At 46.3% G+C, this 16,885-nt stretch carries 12 protein-coding genes; 11 read left to right on the top strand and 1 reads right to left on the bottom strand.

Features of this window, described 5'->3' with window-relative positions; genetic code table 11:
- The first annotated feature begins 36 nt into the window (after positions 1 to 36).
- From ftsE to DESYODRAFT_RS25670, 5 genes are all read left to right on the top strand, one after another.
- Positions 37 to 723, top strand: a complete 687-nt coding sequence (gene ftsE, locus DESYODRAFT_RS25690) for a cell division ATP-binding protein FtsE (protein ID WP_007787528.1) — start codon at positions 37 to 39, stop codon at positions 721 to 723.
- Positions 713 to 1,603, top strand: coding sequence for a permease-like cell division protein FtsX (ftsX, locus tag DESYODRAFT_RS25685; protein ID WP_007787526.1), 891 nt, complete (start codon positions 713 to 715; stop codon positions 1,601 to 1,603). The genes ftsE and ftsX overlap by 11 nt, the downstream gene beginning before the upstream one ends.
- 127 nt (positions 1,604 to 1,730) lie before the next feature.
- Positions 1,731 to 2,879, top strand: a complete 1,149-nt coding sequence (locus DESYODRAFT_RS25680) for a murein hydrolase activator EnvC family protein (RefSeq protein WP_007787525.1) — start codon at positions 1,731 to 1,733, stop codon at positions 2,877 to 2,879.
- Between the two features lie 100 nt (positions 2,880 to 2,979).
- Positions 2,980 to 4,161: a S41 family peptidase gene (locus DESYODRAFT_RS25675; protein ID WP_207636357.1), complete on the top strand. Its 1,182-nt coding sequence runs from the start codon at positions 2,980 to 2,982 to the stop codon at positions 4,159 to 4,161.
- A gap of 151 nt (positions 4,162 to 4,312) precedes the next feature.
- Positions 4,313 to 5,347 carry a hypothetical protein gene (locus DESYODRAFT_RS25670; RefSeq protein ID WP_007787521.1) on the top strand — a complete coding sequence of 345 codons (1,035 nt, stop codon included), beginning with the start codon at positions 4,313 to 4,315 and terminating at the stop codon, positions 5,345 to 5,347.
- 12 nt (positions 5,348 to 5,359) lie between these two features.
- Here DESYODRAFT_RS25670 and DESYODRAFT_RS25665 read toward each other — a convergent pair whose 3' ends face one another.
- The gene (locus DESYODRAFT_RS25665; RefSeq protein WP_007787519.1) at positions 5,360 to 6,202 is read right to left on the bottom strand and encodes an HDOD domain-containing protein; all 843 of its coding nucleotides are present in this window, start codon (positions 6,200 to 6,202) and stop codon (positions 5,360 to 5,362) included.
- A 117-nt stretch (positions 6,203 to 6,319) separates the two neighbouring features.
- Between DESYODRAFT_RS25665 and DESYODRAFT_RS25660 the strand changes: the two genes are divergently transcribed.
- The 6 genes from DESYODRAFT_RS25660 to DESYODRAFT_RS25635 all read left to right on the top strand — a co-directional run bounded on the left by DESYODRAFT_RS25660 (position 6,320) and on the right by DESYODRAFT_RS25635 (position 16,881).
- Positions 6,320 to 7,663 (top strand): sugar ABC transporter substrate-binding protein, encoded by a 1,344-nt coding sequence (locus DESYODRAFT_RS25660; protein ID WP_007787516.1) that lies wholly within the window; start codon positions 6,320 to 6,322, stop codon positions 7,661 to 7,663.
- Between the two features lie 279 nt (positions 7,664 to 7,942).
- Positions 7,943 to 9,997, top strand: a complete 2,055-nt coding sequence (gene uvrB, locus DESYODRAFT_RS25655) for an excinuclease ABC subunit UvrB (RefSeq protein WP_007787515.1) — start codon at positions 7,943 to 7,945, stop codon at positions 9,995 to 9,997.
- A gap of 159 nt (positions 9,998 to 10,156) precedes the next feature.
- Positions 10,157 to 12,979: an excinuclease ABC subunit UvrA gene (gene uvrA, locus DESYODRAFT_RS25650; RefSeq protein ID WP_007787512.1), complete on the top strand. Its 2,823-nt coding sequence runs from the start codon at positions 10,157 to 10,159 to the stop codon at positions 12,977 to 12,979.
- Positions 12,980 to 13,007: 28 nt separating this feature from the next.
- Positions 13,008 to 13,820 (top strand): Cof-type HAD-IIB family hydrolase, encoded by an 813-nt coding sequence (locus DESYODRAFT_RS25645; protein ID WP_007787511.1) that lies wholly within the window; start codon positions 13,008 to 13,010, stop codon positions 13,818 to 13,820.
- Between the two features lie 21 nt (positions 13,821 to 13,841).
- Positions 13,842 to 14,840: an alpha-hydroxy-acid oxidizing protein gene (locus tag DESYODRAFT_RS25640; RefSeq protein ID WP_007787509.1), complete on the top strand. Its 999-nt coding sequence runs from the start codon at positions 13,842 to 13,844 to the stop codon at positions 14,838 to 14,840.
- A gap of 265 nt (positions 14,841 to 15,105) precedes the next feature.
- Complete coding sequence (locus tag DESYODRAFT_RS25635) at positions 15,106 to 16,881, top strand: B12-binding domain-containing radical SAM protein (RefSeq protein ID WP_007787508.1); 1,776 nt, start codon at positions 15,106 to 15,108, stop codon at positions 16,879 to 16,881.
- Positions 16,882 to 16,885 lie beyond the last annotated feature (4 nt).

Below are 16,885 nucleotides of genomic sequence, written 5' to 3'. Positions count from 1 at the left end.
AAAAGGGCGTGGCTTAAGAAAATCAAGGAGGACAAGATGATTCAATTGACAAATGTGTCCAAGATTTATCCGAATGGTGCCAGGGCCCTTGTCGATGTCAATCTGAAAATTGGCAAAGGGGATTTCGTTTTTCTGGTGGGGCCCAGCGGGGCCGGTAAATCGACCCTAATAAAGTTATTATACCGTGAAGAGACTCCGACACGTGGACAGGTTCAGATCAATAGCAGAAATTTGGTGCGAATGAGAGAACGGGAAGTGCCCTATTTGAGACGTGGTATTGGGGTTATTTTCCAGGATTTTAAATTACTTCCCAATAAAACGGTTTTTGAAAACGTTGCCTTTGCCCTTGAAGTTATCGGAGTGGCTAAGCGTGAGGTTAGAACCCGTACGCTTGCAACCATAGAACTGGTTGGACTTAAGGCCAAGGAAAATGCCTATCCCCATGAACTATCCGGCGGGGAACAGCAGCGCGTCTGTGTAGCTAGAGCAGTTATTAATAATCCGGCCTTGCTGGTGGCAGATGAACCTACCGGCAACCTTGATCCGGAGACAGCATGGGACATCATGGATTTACTTTATAATATCAACAAACGAGGAACGACCGTCGTCATGGCCACTCACGCCAGGGCGATTGTCAATAAAATGCAAAAACGAGTTATCGCTATAGAAAACGGCCGGGTTGCTCGCGATGAAGAAAAAGGAGGTTACGGCTATGATGCTTGATTCCTCTGGCTATATTCTTCGTGAAACACTAAACTCTATGAGACGCAATCCTTGGCTTAGTGTTGCCTCCGTGATTACTGTCATGGTTTCACTGGTCATCCTGGGGTATTCGATCTTTTTCTTAGCCAATGCTTCGAATATGGCAAGATCTTTTGAATCTGAGTTAGAGATTGCCACATTTGTGCAAATGAGCGCGACCCCGGAAGAAGTCCAAGCTTTACAAAGTAAGATTCAGGCAATGCAGGGAGTCGAATCAGTGACCTGGGTAACCAAGGAGCAAGCCCTCGAGGATTTCGGCAAAACAATGGGAGGGCAGGAAAAGGATATACTGGCTGATTTAGGGGGAACAAACCCTTTTCCCGATAAGTTGACGGTCAAGGCAGCCGATCCCCAGAATGTTATAGCTTTGGCTGAATCTGTGGAAGCCCTTCCTGGAGTTGAGAGAGTGCGTTATGGGCAGAATTTTGTGGAGCAGCTCTTAAAATTTACACAATGGCTGAGATGGATTGGCTTTGGTGTAGTCGCTGCCTTTGGTGCTGCAGCGGTTGTGCTTATTTCCATTAATGTTAAAATGAACGTCTTTTCTCGCCGCCGGGAAATCCAGATCATGAAATTAGTGGGTGCAAGTAATAGCTTTATCCGTTGGCCGTTCCTTATTGAAGGATTAGCATTAGGTCTTGTTGGAGGTGCACTGGCAGCGATCATTGTTGGATTAGGTTACAATTCCATCGTTATGTATGTCCAATCATCATTAACTTTTTTGCCGGTTGTTCAGAATGAACTTCTCTTTCGTCAGGTTTCGGTTGGTCTATTGCTGGCGGGCATGGCGATGGGTGCAATAGGAAGCGGATTTTCTCTGCAGAAATTCCTTCGTACCTAGGAAGCGCAGGCAAGTTGGGGGACGGTTCCCGACTTGCAGGCAGCTTACATATGACGGTTTAGGTATTTGACACATAGAAGCTCGTGTTTAAAGGGACAAGAATTTTAGGTAAGGATGGTGGAGCAGTTTGTTTGGGAAGAAAGTCATACCAACCGTGCTGGTTAGTCTTCTTTTGCTTGGGAACATGGCATCGCCTTCCCGGGCCGATCAGCTTGGAGAAAGTATTGAACAGCAGCAGGACATTCAAAACAAGAAAGATCAAGCTCAAGGGAAGCTAAACAAGCTTACCTATACGTCCGACATAATGAAAAATCAGCTGGCTAAATTAGAAACTGAAGTTGCACAGGCTCAAACAGATTTGAATCAGAAGAAGCTTGCTTATACACAAGCACAAAACCAGGTCACCTTAGCCCAAAAGGAATTGGAGCAAAAACAAGCGGAACTTGAAGACCGTCGGCTGGCCCTGGGAAAACGAGCCCGGGGAATTTATGAGAGTGGGCAGATTAGCCATTTGGAACTGCTCTTCCAGTCCTCAGACCTTAGCGATTTCATTACACGTATGGAATATTTCACCAAACTAGTGGACAACGATCGTCAATTGTTGGCGGGTATTGAAGAGCAAAAGGTTCAGATTAACCAGAAAAAGAGCGAGCTGCAAGTCAAAAGGGATCAAGCTGCCAAGATTCAAGCCCAGGCGGCTGCAGTCAGCATGGATCTGGAGAAGAAAAAATCCCAGCAGCGAGATGCTTTAGATCAGAATCTTAAAGCCCAACAAGCGGCGTTTGATGAGGTTGATCGGCTGGAAGCCGAGTCTAAAGCCCTGTCAGAAAAGATTCGCAAATTGCAGGCGGCCCAGGCCGGTAAAGGAAAGAGCGGGAATGGCACAATTTCAACTTGGCCGGTACCCGGCTATTATCAGATTAGCAGCCCCTTTGGCTGGCGGACTCATCCGATTACGAAAAAACGCAGTTTGCATACCGGTACGGATATTGTCGCTCCGACCGGGACTAAGATTTATGCCGCCGGAGCAGGAGTTGTCATTGTAGCCGGATGGAATACGGCTTACGGAAATATGACAATTATTGACCATGGCAGTGGGATCTCGACACTCTATGGGCATCAGTCCCGCCTGGATGTCAGTGAAGGTCAAGCCGTTGAGGCCAATGAAGTGATTGGGGCTGTGGGCTCGACAGGATGGAGCACAGGTGCACACTTGCATTTTGAAGTCCGAGTGGGCGGAAACACGACTGACCCTCTGCAGTATTTTCCTAATTAATGGATAAGCAGTATTTCTGGATAAGTATAAGCATATAATAGAAGCAGGTCTAAGAACGTTATATTTCTGGCAGTGTAAGAAAGGGAAGGGGTTTAATAGATTGCAAGAGTGGAACATGAAACGAGTTGCCAAACGTGTTGGAGTCATCTTCCTGATTTTTTCTGTTCTGGTGACCACGTTGGTAAGTGGGATTGTAATTGCTAACGTCAATAACGTGGGGCGGCTAGTGCATGTTGTACAGCTTATCCGCCATGATTACTTAGAAAATGTATCGACATCTCAGCTAGTGGAAGGTGCGACAAAAGGGATTGTAGAAATCTTAGGAGATCCATACTCCACATACATGAATGCTCAAGAGAACAAAGAATTGTTTGAAATACTTGAGGGAAAGTTCGGTGGGATAGGAATTGTTCTGAGCCTCAAGGATCCCAAAAAGCTAGTTGTATTACGCCCCATTAAGAATTCGCCGGCCAGCAAGGCTGGAATCCAATCGGGTGATGTGGTCAGTAAGATTAACGATGCCGATACAGCTGGGATGGACCAGGATAAAGCAGTAGGGTTGATGCGTGGGGAGCCCGGCACAAAGGTAAACCTGGCAGTCTACAGAGAGAGCACGAATAAGACCTTCACAGTGAGTTTAACCAGGGAAAACATCACTGTTCCGACCGTTGACGGGCAGGCCTTGCCCGGGCACCCGGACATAGCCTATATCAGTATTACCCAGTTTGGCTCCGATACCGGTACGGAACTTAAGGACACCTTTAATACAATGAATATCAAGCAATTTAAAGGACTCATCCTGGATATGAGGTATAACCACGGCGGAGAGCTTAATGCGGCCGTACAAGTTGCCAGTTACTTCATTCCCGACGGTCCGGTTGTTTATATAGTTGATAAACAAGGGAACGTTGATACAAAGATGGCAACAGGTACCTATCTGGGAATGCCGATGGTCGTACTTGTAAACGAGGAAAGCGCTTCTGCCGCCGAGATCGTTGCCGGAGCGATCAAGGACAAAGGAACGGCAAACCTGGTGGGAGTAAAAACATTTGGGAAAGGGATTGTGCAAACGATCTTCCCTTTAGATGGAGGGACCAGTGTTAAACTAACAACGGCTAAATATTTAACCCCTAATAAGTTGGATATCCACAAGAAGGGAATCGAACCCGATATCGTGGCTGAGCTGCCCAAAGGACAACAAGCCACTATTACTCCTCAAGACACCAATTTTGACCCTCAACTTCAAAAGGCGCTGCAGACTCTGCGAGAGAAACTCAAATAGAACTTATATTATGGATGTGTAACACTAAATGTTGTTGCACATCCTTTTGTTTTAATTAATTGAAATTTTTAGTTCGAACCCTGAGCCTAGAACCTCGGACCACGATTTTGCATAGACTACGCTGACTGAAAAAACGACGGGGGTAATAAGCATGAAAAATAAGAACGGGGTGCGACATTACTTTGCCGAGGGGCTAACTACAAGGGGGTACATATCCTTATTACCCAACATGATGCCGAATTGGCAAAGAGCTTATGTTCTGGTGGGAGGACCCGGGACAGGAAAATCGACGATGATAAAAGTTATTGGCTTAGAATTGTTGGATCGGGGATATGACGTTGATTTTTTAAGGTCAGTACGCGACCCGAATTCTATGGCAGGTTTTGTCATGCCCCGGATGGGTTTAGCAATGCTGGATGCCATGGAGGTTTCTCCGCTTCGTTGGCAAGCTCCGGGTGTCGTTGAGAAATTCGCGGATTTCAGTCTGTTTTGTAATGAACTAAAATTAGAGAGGCAGCGTGCGTCAATAATAGAGATTGAGAAACGGTTGCTGGATTTGCAAATAAGGTTGGAAGATGAGCTGGCTTCAGAACTAAGCTCGGTGATAGGCGCCAGGGGCTCAAAGCGGTCTAGGGAAAAAGGAACTATGTCTTGGATATTGGGAAATTCAGCTCAGTTAAAAGTAAAGAAAGAAAATAGCGGCCCTTGGCCGCTGGCTGAAAATGCTCTGAAGCTGCTGCAAAAGAGTGTCATCAACCCGTTTTTCCTGCACGGCTTAACTGCAGAAGGGTGGTTGAATCTTGCGCCCCATTTCCTGACGGATTTTGATCAAATCCGGCTGGAAGGGGATGAAACCTTAGACGCCTTAGATTGGGTTCTGCGCGAAGCCCAGCAATTAGGACAGCTGATTGAGATCGTTCTGCATCCCCTCAATCCAGATGAAGTAATCGGGATTGCCTTTCCTGAGCGGCATTTAGCAATCTGGCAAGGAAATCCGGAGAACTTGAAAGATCAAGGTTTGGATCGGCCTTTAAGTAATACATTAAAAGAGACCTTGGCGTCTTGGCAAACGAACAGGTCTCAGCTTAAAGGGATTTATATGGAAGCCGTAAATTTTGATCAAGTGGATAGCTATAGGGAAACCTTAACTAATCAAATTTTATGTGATTTACACATCAAAAGTTGATTCTATTTAAGCTTAACTAAATAGGCTCGGATCGACAAGAAATTCTCCAAGGTCAGCCAGCAAATATTCCAGATCGGTTTCCTCAAGGGATAGTCGATCAAGTGCTTCCTGTTGTATAGGATTTAGCAAACTATCCACGCCGCCGCCGATTCCCAGTAAATTGGCCAGCCCATTAGCAACATGAACGACACTGGCAAGTTCAGGATAACTTGGGGCAAGTGAAGGAGAATGGTGGTAAGAAATTGGGGAAACAAGATCTTCCGGCAGAAACCAGCTTCTTGCCAGGAAGCCGCCGACAGCAGCATGGTTATAGCCTATAACTTTTTCCTCAAGTTCAACATAGGAAAGCTTTACCTCCTTTACTTTCTCGACCAGAAAACTGCCTACTTCCTGAACATAAACAGAGATCACCAGTTTTCCGATATCATGAAGCAAACCTGCAGTAAAGGCGGTGTCTCCATAAGGAAGTTTCTTATATTGACAAAGACGTTTGGCGGTCATGGCAGTCAGCATTGAATGCTTCCAGAGGCCCTCTTGTTCGATCTCATAACCTAAAAGATTGGTTTTAAGTAACGGGGCGACGGCAGAAGCCATTGCTAACCCTTGTGTCACCTGAAAACCAAGCATGACGATGGCTTCTTGGAGAGATGAGATTCGCCTTGCATAGCCGTAATACGCAGAGTTAGCTTGTCGTAAGATCCCTGCAGCGAGTGAGGGATCCTGACTGATCACGGTTTCCAGATCTTTTACAGTTGTGTCAGGGTTTTTAGTTAAGGCAATAACCCGTAAAGCAGATGTTGGCAGAGGAGGAAGAGCTTGTACACGCTTTAATACGTGTTCCAATTTAATAGGCAAATAAAAGCCCTCCTTAATAGTTGTGAAGCAGTAAAGAATTTATATACTGCATTTTTTAAGGCGACGAGGGAAAACTAATTTCAAGAATTGCGTGAGAGCCCCGAAAGGAGTGTTGACATGTCAAAGAAGTTGCGATTCTTATTCATCTTTTTTCCTCTATGTCTTAGTTTAACCATAAGTGGCTGTGGTCTACAAGACCTTTTAGGAAAAAATAAAAATAAAACTTCAGCTAAGACTCAGGATCAAACCATTATTGCAGTTTCGCTAAATAATGAGGACCCTAATAAGTTACTTATTTCTAAAGGGATTGAAGATCTGGCCAAGAAAGAAGATGTACAAATAAAGTATATGGACAGCGAATCGGAAAAAGAATCCCCTTTGAAGGACGCCAAGATTCTAATTTATCAAGGGGGAGATACGAGTATTTTACAAAAATCCCAAGCCGAAGAGATACCTGTTTTAGCCTTAACTCAGCTTCCGTCCGGAGTAAAGCCTGAAGGAATAATAATTCCGGACCAAGAAAAAGCCGGTGAGCTTATGGCCCAAACATTGGTAGGTAAAACGAGCGAAGGTCAAGTCATTGTCCTACAGGGAGACCCGAACGAAACCGGCTCTCAAGAACTCTTAGCAGGCAATACGGCAGTTCTGAGCAAGTATCCCAAGCTCATAGTACACACCATCGCTACTCCAAAAGGCTCCGAATCGGTTGCCAGGACAAGCCTGATAGACTTTCTTCAGAAAAATCCGGATACGGTTCAAGGGATTTTGGCTCATAATGAAAAGTTAGCCGTGCAGGCCAGTGAAGTCCTCAAACAAATGCAGCTGGACAAAAAAATAAGTCTGATTGGCGGACAAGCTAGTATCCCATCGTTGGATAGGATGTCCAAGGGCTCTCAAAGCGGGGATATTGATACCGCTCCATATTTGCAGGGGGCTAATGCTTATCAATGGGCGCAGAAGGTTATTAAGAAAGAACCTCTGGAAGTAGAGCATTCACTTACCAGCGAGCAAGGAGAAATACCGGCTAAGGTTGTAGCGGTTAAGGCAGTTACTCCAGCTAATCTGGCGGTCACTCAGAAAAGTTATACGACAACGATGCAAAGCGCAGAGCAAGATAAAAAGAAAAAGGAGCAAGCCTCGGATAAAGGTTCTAAAGAAAAGGAGCAAAGCAAAGACGAAGAAAAAGGGCAGAATGATACAAAGAAGGAAGAGGGACAGTCCGGAGATCAGCAAGGCGGCCTTCCTCAGGGGGTTGAAAAAGTTACGGAACGGGTGAAAACAGAAACAACACGAGATTATCTGGATGCTGAGGGGAAAGTATTAGGCACGGAGAAAACCGTAAATGAACAAGTTAAAACGGTTCCTCCGGAAATGTTAAAGCAACAAGCAGAGCAATCTAAAGACGCTTCGAAAGAACAGGGGGATCAGGCTAAGGATAAAGGGAAAGAAGAGGGAAAATAACGGTTTATTTATAGTACTGGGTGTAAACTAGTTTGAGCACAGTTTAAAAAAGAAATGATATTGCTTAAGCCGAATATATGTTCGGCTTTTTGTTTGTTTTCGTCAGATTACACTTAATAGCTAAGTCTCTTTCGATTTGTATAAGCGCTTGGGTAGATGTAAAATACATTTAGTAGATCGGAGTTTAGCAATTACACTGAGTGATTATACTTATACATAACTCATTTATAATAGCCAGCCATTTTAAGAGATTTTTATTATTGAAAGGAAGAGCGGAGCATGGAATTTCGGATACATGCCCCATACCAACCCGGTGGGGATCAGCCCCAGGCCATTGATGCCTTGGCCGCAGGTCTAAAAAATGGCAGTAACCACCAGACATTGCTGGGAGTTACTGGGTCGGGTAAGACATTTACGATGGCAAATATTATTACCAAGGTGCAAAGGCCAACCCTAATACTGGCCCATAACAAAACCTTGGCTGCCCAACTTTACAGTGAGTTCAAAGAGTACTTTCCTGAGAATGCCGTGGAGTACTTCGTGAGCTACTATGATTATTACCAACCCGAGGCTTATGTTCCTTCGAGTGATACCTTCATCGAAAAAGATGCCTCCATTAATGAGGAAATTGAGAAATTGCGTCACTCCGCAACTGCCGCGCTGCTGGAGCGTCGTGATGTGATTGTAGTAGCCAGCGTTTCCTGTATTTACGGTTTAGGTTCTCCGGAGGATTACCGAGACCTTGTCCTTTCCCTGAGACAGGGACAAGTTATTGATCGTAATGAGATTTTACGTAAGCTGATAGGGATCCAATATGACCGCAATGATATAGCATTTACCCGGGGAACCTTTCGGGTACGTGGAGATATTGTGGAGATTTACCCCGCTTCCTCCAGCGAACGAGTGATTCGTGTCGATATGTTCGGAGATGAAATTGAGCATATCTATGAAATTAATATGCTGACAGGGGAGATCCTGGGGGAACGGTATCATGTCTCCATTTTCCCGAATTCACACTATGTCACTGCTCAAGAAAAGATTATGCTGGCGGCAGAGAATATCGAGATAGAACTCGAAGAACAATTGAAAATCTTGAATTCCGAAAACAAACTTATTGAAGCCCAGCGCCTGGAGCAACGAACCCGCTATGACCTTGAAATGCTTAGAGAAATGGGTTTTTGTAATGGTATTGAAAACTATTCCCGTCACTTGACCTTCCGTGAACCAGGAGAAACTCCTTACACCTTACTTGATTATTTCCCGGAGGATTTTATTCTTTTTGTGGATGAATCCCACGTATCCCTTCCTCAGGTAAGAGGGATGTACGAAGGGGACCGCTCACGAAAGACCACCTTAGTGAACTACGGGTTTCGCCTGCCCTCTGCTCTGGATAACCGGCCCTTGACCTTTGCTGAGTTTGAACGGAAAATTAAACAAAGCGTTTATGTCAGTGCCACGCCAGGACCCTATGAATTGGCACATTGTCCGATGCTTGTCGAGCAGATCATTCGCCCCACGGGGCTATTGGACCCGGAAGTTATTCTCCGTCCGACCAAAGGTCAGATTGATGACTTGTTAGGAGAAATTCGCCAACGGATCGAGAACGATGAACGTGTCCTGGTCACAACCTTAACCAAAAAAATGGCTGAGGATCTGACGGATTACTTTATCAACTTGGATATCAAAGTAAAGTATCTTCATTCGGATATTAAGACTCTTGAACGGGTGGAAATCCTCCGCGAACTTCGCTTGGGCGAGATCGATGTCGTAGTAGGGATTAACCTTTTGCGGGAAGGACTGGATCTGCCGGAGGTTTCTCTCGTGGCGATTCTTGATGCGGATAAAGAAGGGTTTCTTAGATCGGATCGTTCCCTCATTCAGACCATTGGTCGTGCGGCGCGAAATGCCGAAGGTAAAGTTATTATGTATGGAGATAAAATCACTCAGTCGATGCAGAAGGCTCTTAATGAGACAAACCGGCGCCGGGCAATTCAAATGGCTTGGAACGAGAAATCAGGAATTACTCCGCAAACCATCCGCAAGGCTGTATATGCCGGGCCGGAGGCTACGAAAGTGGCCGAGGCGCAAAAGGCTTATGGGAACAAATTACCTCCGGACGAGCTTGCTCAGTTAATTGAGAACTTAGAAGCCGAAATGCGCCTCGCGGCCCGGGACTTAGACTTTGAGCGGGCGGCCGAAATCCGGGATGCTATGATTGATTTAAAAGGAGAAGAAAACAAATACAAAATGACCAGTCAACAAGGAAAAGGCAGGAAAAACACCCGCTATGACCAAAAAGCGCACAGGAAACAAGGCTCTGCCCGAAAACGATGACCAAAAGGAAGGACAGGGATGGTACTCTTAGGGGATTAAACAAAGTACAAGCTAAGCAAGTTAAGAACCGTCTCCGCTTGCATTTATCAGAAGCAAGAAAGTGCAAGTAGAGAGCGGTCCCCAAGCTTAAACATATAATAGCAAGAAATGAGGCAAGACATGACCCAAGATTATCTACGCGTGCGTGGAGCACGTGCCCATAATTTAAAAAACATTGATATTGACATTCCCCGTAATAAACTAGTCGTTATCACGGGGTTGTCCGGCTCGGGAAAATCATCCCTGGCCTTCGATACAATTTATGCTGAGGGACAGCGGCGTTATGTAGAATCACTTTCCGCCTATGCACGGCAGTTCTTGGGTCAAATGGACAAGCCGGACGTAGATTCTATCGAAGGGCTTTCCCCGGCGATTTCTATTGACCAAAAAACGACCAACCGCAACCCCCGCTCCACAGTCGGTACGGCAACTGAGGTCTCAGATTATCTTCGTTTGCTCTATGCAAGGATCGGTCATCCCCATTGCCCAAAGTGTGGTCAAGGGATTACTCAGCAGACAGTTCAACAGATGGTGGACCAATTAATGAGTTTCCCGGAACGGACAAGACTGCAGATATTAGCCCCACTGGTTAAAGGGAAAAAAGGAGAACATCAAAAGGTCTTTGAAGATGCTCGTAAAGCGGGGTATGTTCGGGTGCGGGTTGACGGGGAGGCCCGGGACCTTAGTGAGGAAATCCTGTTGGCAAAAAATAAAAAGCATTCTATTGAAATTGTGATTGATCGCATTTCTCTGAAACCTGAAGTTGCGGAACGTTTGGCGGATTCTTTAGAAACAGCCCTTAAACTTGGAGAGGGAAATGTCATCGCAGATATCATTGATGGAGACGAGCTGCGTTTCAGCGAAAACTTTGCCTGCCCGGATTGCGGGATTGCTCTCGAAGAAATCTCACCGCGTCTTTTTTCCTTCAATAGTCCCTATGGAGCTTGCCCGAAGTGTACAGGATTAGGGGCAAATCTGGTGGTGGATATTGACCTGATCATTCCGGATCGTTCCCTGTCTTTAGAAGCAGGAGCAATAGCGCCCTGGGCCAAGTCCAGCTCAGTTTATTACCCGAAAATGATGCAGGCCGTGGCCCATAACCTTGGTTTCGGGATGGATACTCCGATTCAGGAACTCAATGAGAGCCAGTGGAAGGGGTTGCTCTATGGAACAGAGACCCCCATAACCTTTCAGTATCAAAATATATTTGATCAGGAAAAGACCTACAATACCAATTTTGAAGGACTGATTCCCTTTTTTGATCGCCGTTATCGTGAGTCAACCTCTGATTATGTGCGCTCTGAAATAGAAGGGTATATGAGTGAACATCTTTGCCCGGCATGTCAGGGAAAACGACTAAAACCTGAAGCTTTGGCGGTGAAGGTTGGCGGAATCTCGATTGATGATTTGTCCCGTCTTTCCATTACAGAGGCGATTAGTTTTGTGAATTCTCTTGTGCTTACGCCTAAAGAAGAAACCATTGCCCACCAGATTTTAAAAGAAATCAAAGAACGGCTGGGTTTCTTAATGAATGTAGGACTGGATTACCTGACCATGGCACGTGCCGCAGGCACGCTTTCCGGCGGAGAAGCACAGCGGATTCGCCTGGCAACTCAGATTGGCTCAAGTTTAATGGGTGTCCTATATGTCCTGGATGAACCGAGCATCGGCCTCCACCAACGGGATAATGCCCGGTTGCTGGCAACCCTTAAGCGGTTGCGGGACCTCGGAAATACCCTGATCGTAGTAGAGCATGATGAGGATACGATGGTTGCTGCCGACCATATCATTGATATCGGTCCCGGTGCAGGGGCTCATGGCGGGCGAGTGGTGGCCGAAGGACCGATCGAGGAGATTAAGTCCAATCAGGAATCAGTAACGGGTCAATATTTAAGCGGTGCCAGGCAGATCACTGTACCTAAGGAACGGCGGCAGCCGAATGGTAAGTGGCTCGAAGTGTTGGGCGCCCGGGAAAACAACTTAAAAAATGTCGATGTGCGTATTCCTTTGGGTATGTTTACCTGTGTGACCGGAGTTTCAGGTTCGGGAAAAAGCACATTGGTCAATGAGATTATATTTAAGGGATTAGCGTCTAAATTTGGCCGGGCCCGGGTCCGCCCTGGAGCACACGAGGAGTTAAAGGGACTGGAGCATCTGGAAAAGGTAATTGAGATTGATCAGTCTCCCATAGGACGGACCCCCCGTTCAAACCCTGCAACCTATACGGGCGTTTTTGATTTTATCCGCGAACTTTTCTCGATAACTCCGGAAGCAAAAATGAGGGGGTACAAACAAGGACGGTTTAGCTTTAACGTCAAAGGGGGGCGCTGTGAGGCTTGTAAGGGAGATGGAATCATTAAGATCGAGATGCATTTCCTGCCTGACGTCTATGTGCCCTGCGAAGTTTGTGAGGGAAAACGCTATAACCGGGAGACCTTGGAAGTGCGCTATAAAGGAAAAAACATTTCTCAAGTCCTCGATATGACGGTCGATGAAGCGGTTGATTTCTTCCAGGCAGTCCAAAAGATTGCGCGCAAACTTCAGACCCTTCAAGATGTGGGGCTTGGCTATATACGCCTCGGTCAACCCGCAACCACTTTGTCGGGAGGAGAGGCTCAGCGCATTAAGCTGGCTACAGAATTGAGCCGGCGCAGTACAGGGAAAACAATTTATATTCTCGATGAACCGACTACAGGTTTACACACGGCAGATATTGATAAACTTCTCCAGGTGCTTCACCGCCTAGTGGATGGGGGAGACACCGTTCTCGTCATTGAACATAATCTGGATGTCATCAAAACCGCGGACTGGCTGGTTGACCTCGGTCCTGAGGGCGGCAATCGGGGTGGAGAGGTGCTGATTGCGGGGAGACCGGAGGACATTGCGGATTTTCCGGCCTCTTATACAGGGCAGTATCTAAAACGTTATTTGCTTAACGAATAGGGTTTGAATCAGAGGAGGGGTGAGGGCTTTGACGATTCGTTTAGTAGCTATGGATCTTGATGACACATTGCTGAGGGATGATTGGACAATCTCTCCGCGAGTGGTGGAAGCAATTCAAAAGGCTAAGGCGCAGGGGGTAAAAGTGACGATTGCCACCGGGCGGATGCCTATATCGACACGACCTTATGCCAAGCAATTGGGACTGGATGTTCCAGTGATCACCTATCATGGGGCGATGACTCAGCAGGCTGTCAGCGGAGAAATAATTTTTCGGTGTGTAATTCCCAGCACTCTAGCCTCTGAGATTATTCAGGATGTCAGCCGGCAGGGAATTTATGCTCAGATTTATCTCAAGGATCGAGTGATTACGCAAACATTCAATGAATGGTCACAGGAGTACGCGCGGATCGCCAGTGTTCGAATTGAGGAAGCTGACCTGTCGAAGCTGCTTTCTCAGGAACCGGAAGGGGTGGAGAAAATCCTCTGTATCGCGGCGGAGTCTGATCTGGATAAATTAGCCCCCTTCTTGCGTCAGCATTACGGAAACAAGGTGCATATTACCAAGTCCAAACCCCATTTTCTCGAAATAATCGAAGGCTCTGTGAATAAAGGAGTTGCCTTGGCCGCTTTGGCGGACCGTTTTGGAATTCAGCAGCAAGAGGTAATGGCCATTGGAGATAGCTTCAACGATTTAGAAATGATTCAATATGCCGGCCTTGGGGTAGCCATGGGAAATGCCCGTTCGGAAGTAAAGGAATTAGCGGATATTGTAACTGTCACAAATGAAGAAGACGGAGTGGCGGAGGCTATTGAACGATTTGTGCTAAACATTAATGTTTAAAAAGCTTAAGTGGAGGTAGCTATGAACATCAGAACAGTGCGCGAAACAGCGCGGGAAAAGCTCAAAGGGTTTTGCAGGGTTTGTCCGGAGTGTAATGGCAAGGCCTGTGCCGGGGAAGTTCCAGGTATGGGCGGAATGGGAACGGGGGCATCCTTTAAAAACAATGTGGAGGCATTAGCAGCCTATCGCATTAATCTGAGGACACTGCATAGTGTCAAAAAGCCCGATACAACCCTAAAACTCTTCGGCCTGGAACTGAAAACTCCGATTCTCGGTGCTCCTATTACAGGGAATAACTTTAACATGGGTGGAGCTTTGAATGAAGAAGAATGGGCTGAAGCCGTAATTCAGGGCTGTCTTACTTCAGGCGCCTTAGGATCCACCGGAGATGCGACGGACCCGGCAATGTATAAGGCTGGTGTTGAGGTAGTTGCTAAAGCTCAAGGCCGGGGCATTCCCTTTATGAAGCCCCGTCAATGGGAGGAAGTGGTTAATTATCTGCGGCAAGCTGAGCAAGCAGGAGTTATTGCTGTGGGTATGGATGTCGATGCAGCGGGTCTGGTAACCATCCCGGTCAGTCCCAAGAGTAAAGAGGAACTGAAAGAGATTATCGGCAACACCTCATTGCCGTTTATTGTTAAAGGAGTTATGACCCTGGATGAAGCTGAAATAGCCGTCGAAGCAGGTGCTGCTGCTATTGTCGTTTCTAATCATGGCGGAAGGGTGATTGATCATACGCCAGGAACGGCGGAGGTTTTACCGGAGATAGCTGCGGCGGTGGAGGGACGGATTCCGGTGATCGTTGATGGCGGAATTCGAACGGGGCTTGATGTCCTAAAAATGTTGGCGCTTGGTGCTGATGCTGTTATGGTTGGGAGACCCCTGATCATTGCAGGTTACGGTGGAGGTGCAGAAGGGGTTGCCTTAGCCATAAGGAGAATGACGAACGAATTAAAACAGGCTATGGTCTTAACCGGATGTTCAACGTTGGGGGATATTAGCATGGACGTGTTATTTTAACCGCATGCGTCCGGGATACACTGGCCTGGTAAAGCGGAGCAGTTCAAAATAGAAAGTAAGTCGTTCAAGCTATTGCAGGGGTAGGGGTAATTCATGAATTGCCCCTACCCCTGTAGGTTTTCTTGTTGTTTAGTTAAACGACACACTCTCCGAATAATAAACGAAATAGTCAGAAATACCTATACATATGGTTCCCTCAAACTGGCATAACAATTGCATTAGGGACGTTAAACAGATATACTTAGGACAAAGGGAGTTGTCATTCTTGCGTGTTCTTTTAGTTGCTCTTAATGCAAAATTTGTTCATACTAATTTAGCTCTTCGTTATTTGCGAGAAGGAGTTCGTACGGTTTACCAGGACGTCTTACTTAGGGAATTCAGCATTAACGATCATTTGGATCGGATTGCTGCGGAGATCTACGAAGCTAAGGCGGACGTCGTTGGTTTCTCGTGTTATATTTGGAACTTAAAAGAAGTTATAGCGGTTATCAGGCAGCTTCGCCCGGTCTGCCCGAAGGTACGATTTGTCATAGGGGGCCCTGAGGTATCCTTTGAGGCAGAGGAGTTTCTTCGGGAACATTCAGAGGTAGATGCTCTTGTTATTGGTGAGGGCGAAGAGTCCTTTTTAGAACTGCTGCAGACCTGGCAGGATGGACGTGACCCTGCTCACGTTCCGGGTCTGGCTTGGACAAAGGGCGGAAAAATCATGATTAACCCTGCTCCGGTAAAGGCCCTTAGTTTAAATGATCTGAGCTTCCCTTATGCTGAAGATGAAGACTTTACCGGACGGATTGTCTATGTTGAGACGACCAGGGGATGCCCGTTTAACTGTCAGTACTGCTTGTCCTCAACCTTTCAAGGGGTTCGGTTTTTAGAACCGGAGAGGTTTCGCAAGATATTTTGTCAGTTACTGAAAAATGGTGCCCGTACTATAAAGTTTGTAGATCGAACCTTCAATGCCAATAAGCGGCACGCTCTAAAGATTCTGGACATTGTGAAGGAAGAAAGTATTATACACCCAGATGTTAAGCGGATACGAGTTCACTGCGAAATGGCTGGGGATTTATTTGATGCAGAATGGATGGACTATTTAAAAAGCTATCCTCAGGGACTTATTCAATTGGAAATTGGAGTACAATCGACGTACCAGCCAACCCTCAAAGTCGTTTCCCGACCTCAAAATTTTGAAGAGTGGAAAAAGTTTGTGCCCGAAATGCAGTCATTTGGGATCCCGCTTCACCTTGATTTAATCGCCGGGTTACCTGAGGAAAGCTGGGCAGACTTCCGAACCTCATTCAACGATGTATACGGAGTAAATCCGGATATGCTTCAGTTGGGATTTCTAAAAGTACTTAAAGGATCGGGACTGCGTTTGCAAAGCAATCGTTATGGCCTCCTGTTCAACCCTGATCCGCCCTATACAATTTTAGAAACTAACGTCATGTCACATTGTGGACTGCTCCAATTACACCGCATGGAAGATGTTCTTGATAAATACTATAATTCAGGGAAGTTTACGAACGCTGTACGTGAAGTTCTTAAGCTTTTTCCAACTCCGTTTGATTTTTACCATGGGTTTGCGGAGTTTTGGCAGGAAAAGGGTTGGTTTCACCGTCAATGGCAAGGCAAAGCCCTCTTTGATAAACTGTGGGAATTTCTCGAAAAGGTTCATACTCCTGAAACAAAGGAGGGAACAGACACTGTCTCTTGGAACAGAATCCGTGACGCCCTAAGGTTTGATTATTACATGTGGGAGCGTCCGAATATCATCCCGGACTTTCTCCAGAATGAAGTCAGCTTGAAGGGAGAGGAGAAAGCGGGTCAGTGGAAAGCAAAGCAGGAAATGATCCGCAAGCAGGCTTATTGGGAGACGGTAATTCCCGGGGTCAAGGGTATGGACCGGCGACAGTGGCACCGCAATACAGCTGTTGCTTACTTTACGACAGATATATTACAAGCTGATGGATCAGACAGACCTTGTTGGTATCTTTTTCACTATCAACAAGGGAATGTAAAGGCCTATCGGTATGAAGGCTCATGAATGG

The organism is Desulfosporosinus youngiae DSM 17734 (genome assembly GCF_000244895.1).
Classification (GTDB): domain Bacteria; phylum Bacillota; class Desulfitobacteriia; order Desulfitobacteriales; family Desulfitobacteriaceae; genus Desulfosporosinus; species Desulfosporosinus youngiae.
This window is presented reverse-complemented; position numbering and strand designations above follow the sequence as displayed.

What these genes read in the sequence shown, in the direction of transcription:
- DESYODRAFT_RS25640 (WP_007787509.1), top strand. Translation starts at nt 13,842, where the DNA reads ATGAACATCAGAACAGTGCGCGAAACAGCGCGGGAAAAGCTCAAAGGG.
- uvrA (WP_007787512.1), top strand. Translation starts at nt 10,157, where the DNA reads ATGACCCAAGATTATCTACGCGTGCGTGGAGCACGTGCCCATAATTTA.
- ftsE (WP_007787528.1), top strand. Translation starts at nt 37, where the DNA reads ATGATTCAATTGACAAATGTGTCCAAGATTTATCCGAATGGTGCCAGG.
- ftsX (WP_007787526.1), top strand. Translation starts at nt 713, where the DNA reads ATGATGCTTGATTCCTCTGGCTATATTCTTCGTGAAACACTAAACTCT.
- uvrB (WP_007787515.1), top strand. Translation starts at nt 7,943, where the DNA reads ATGGAATTTCGGATACATGCCCCATACCAACCCGGTGGGGATCAGCCC.
- DESYODRAFT_RS25670 (WP_007787521.1), top strand. Translation starts at nt 4,313, where the DNA reads ATGAAAAATAAGAACGGGGTGCGACATTACTTTGCCGAGGGGCTAACT.
- DESYODRAFT_RS25660 (WP_007787516.1), top strand. Translation starts at nt 6,320, where the DNA reads ATGTCAAAGAAGTTGCGATTCTTATTCATCTTTTTTCCTCTATGTCTT.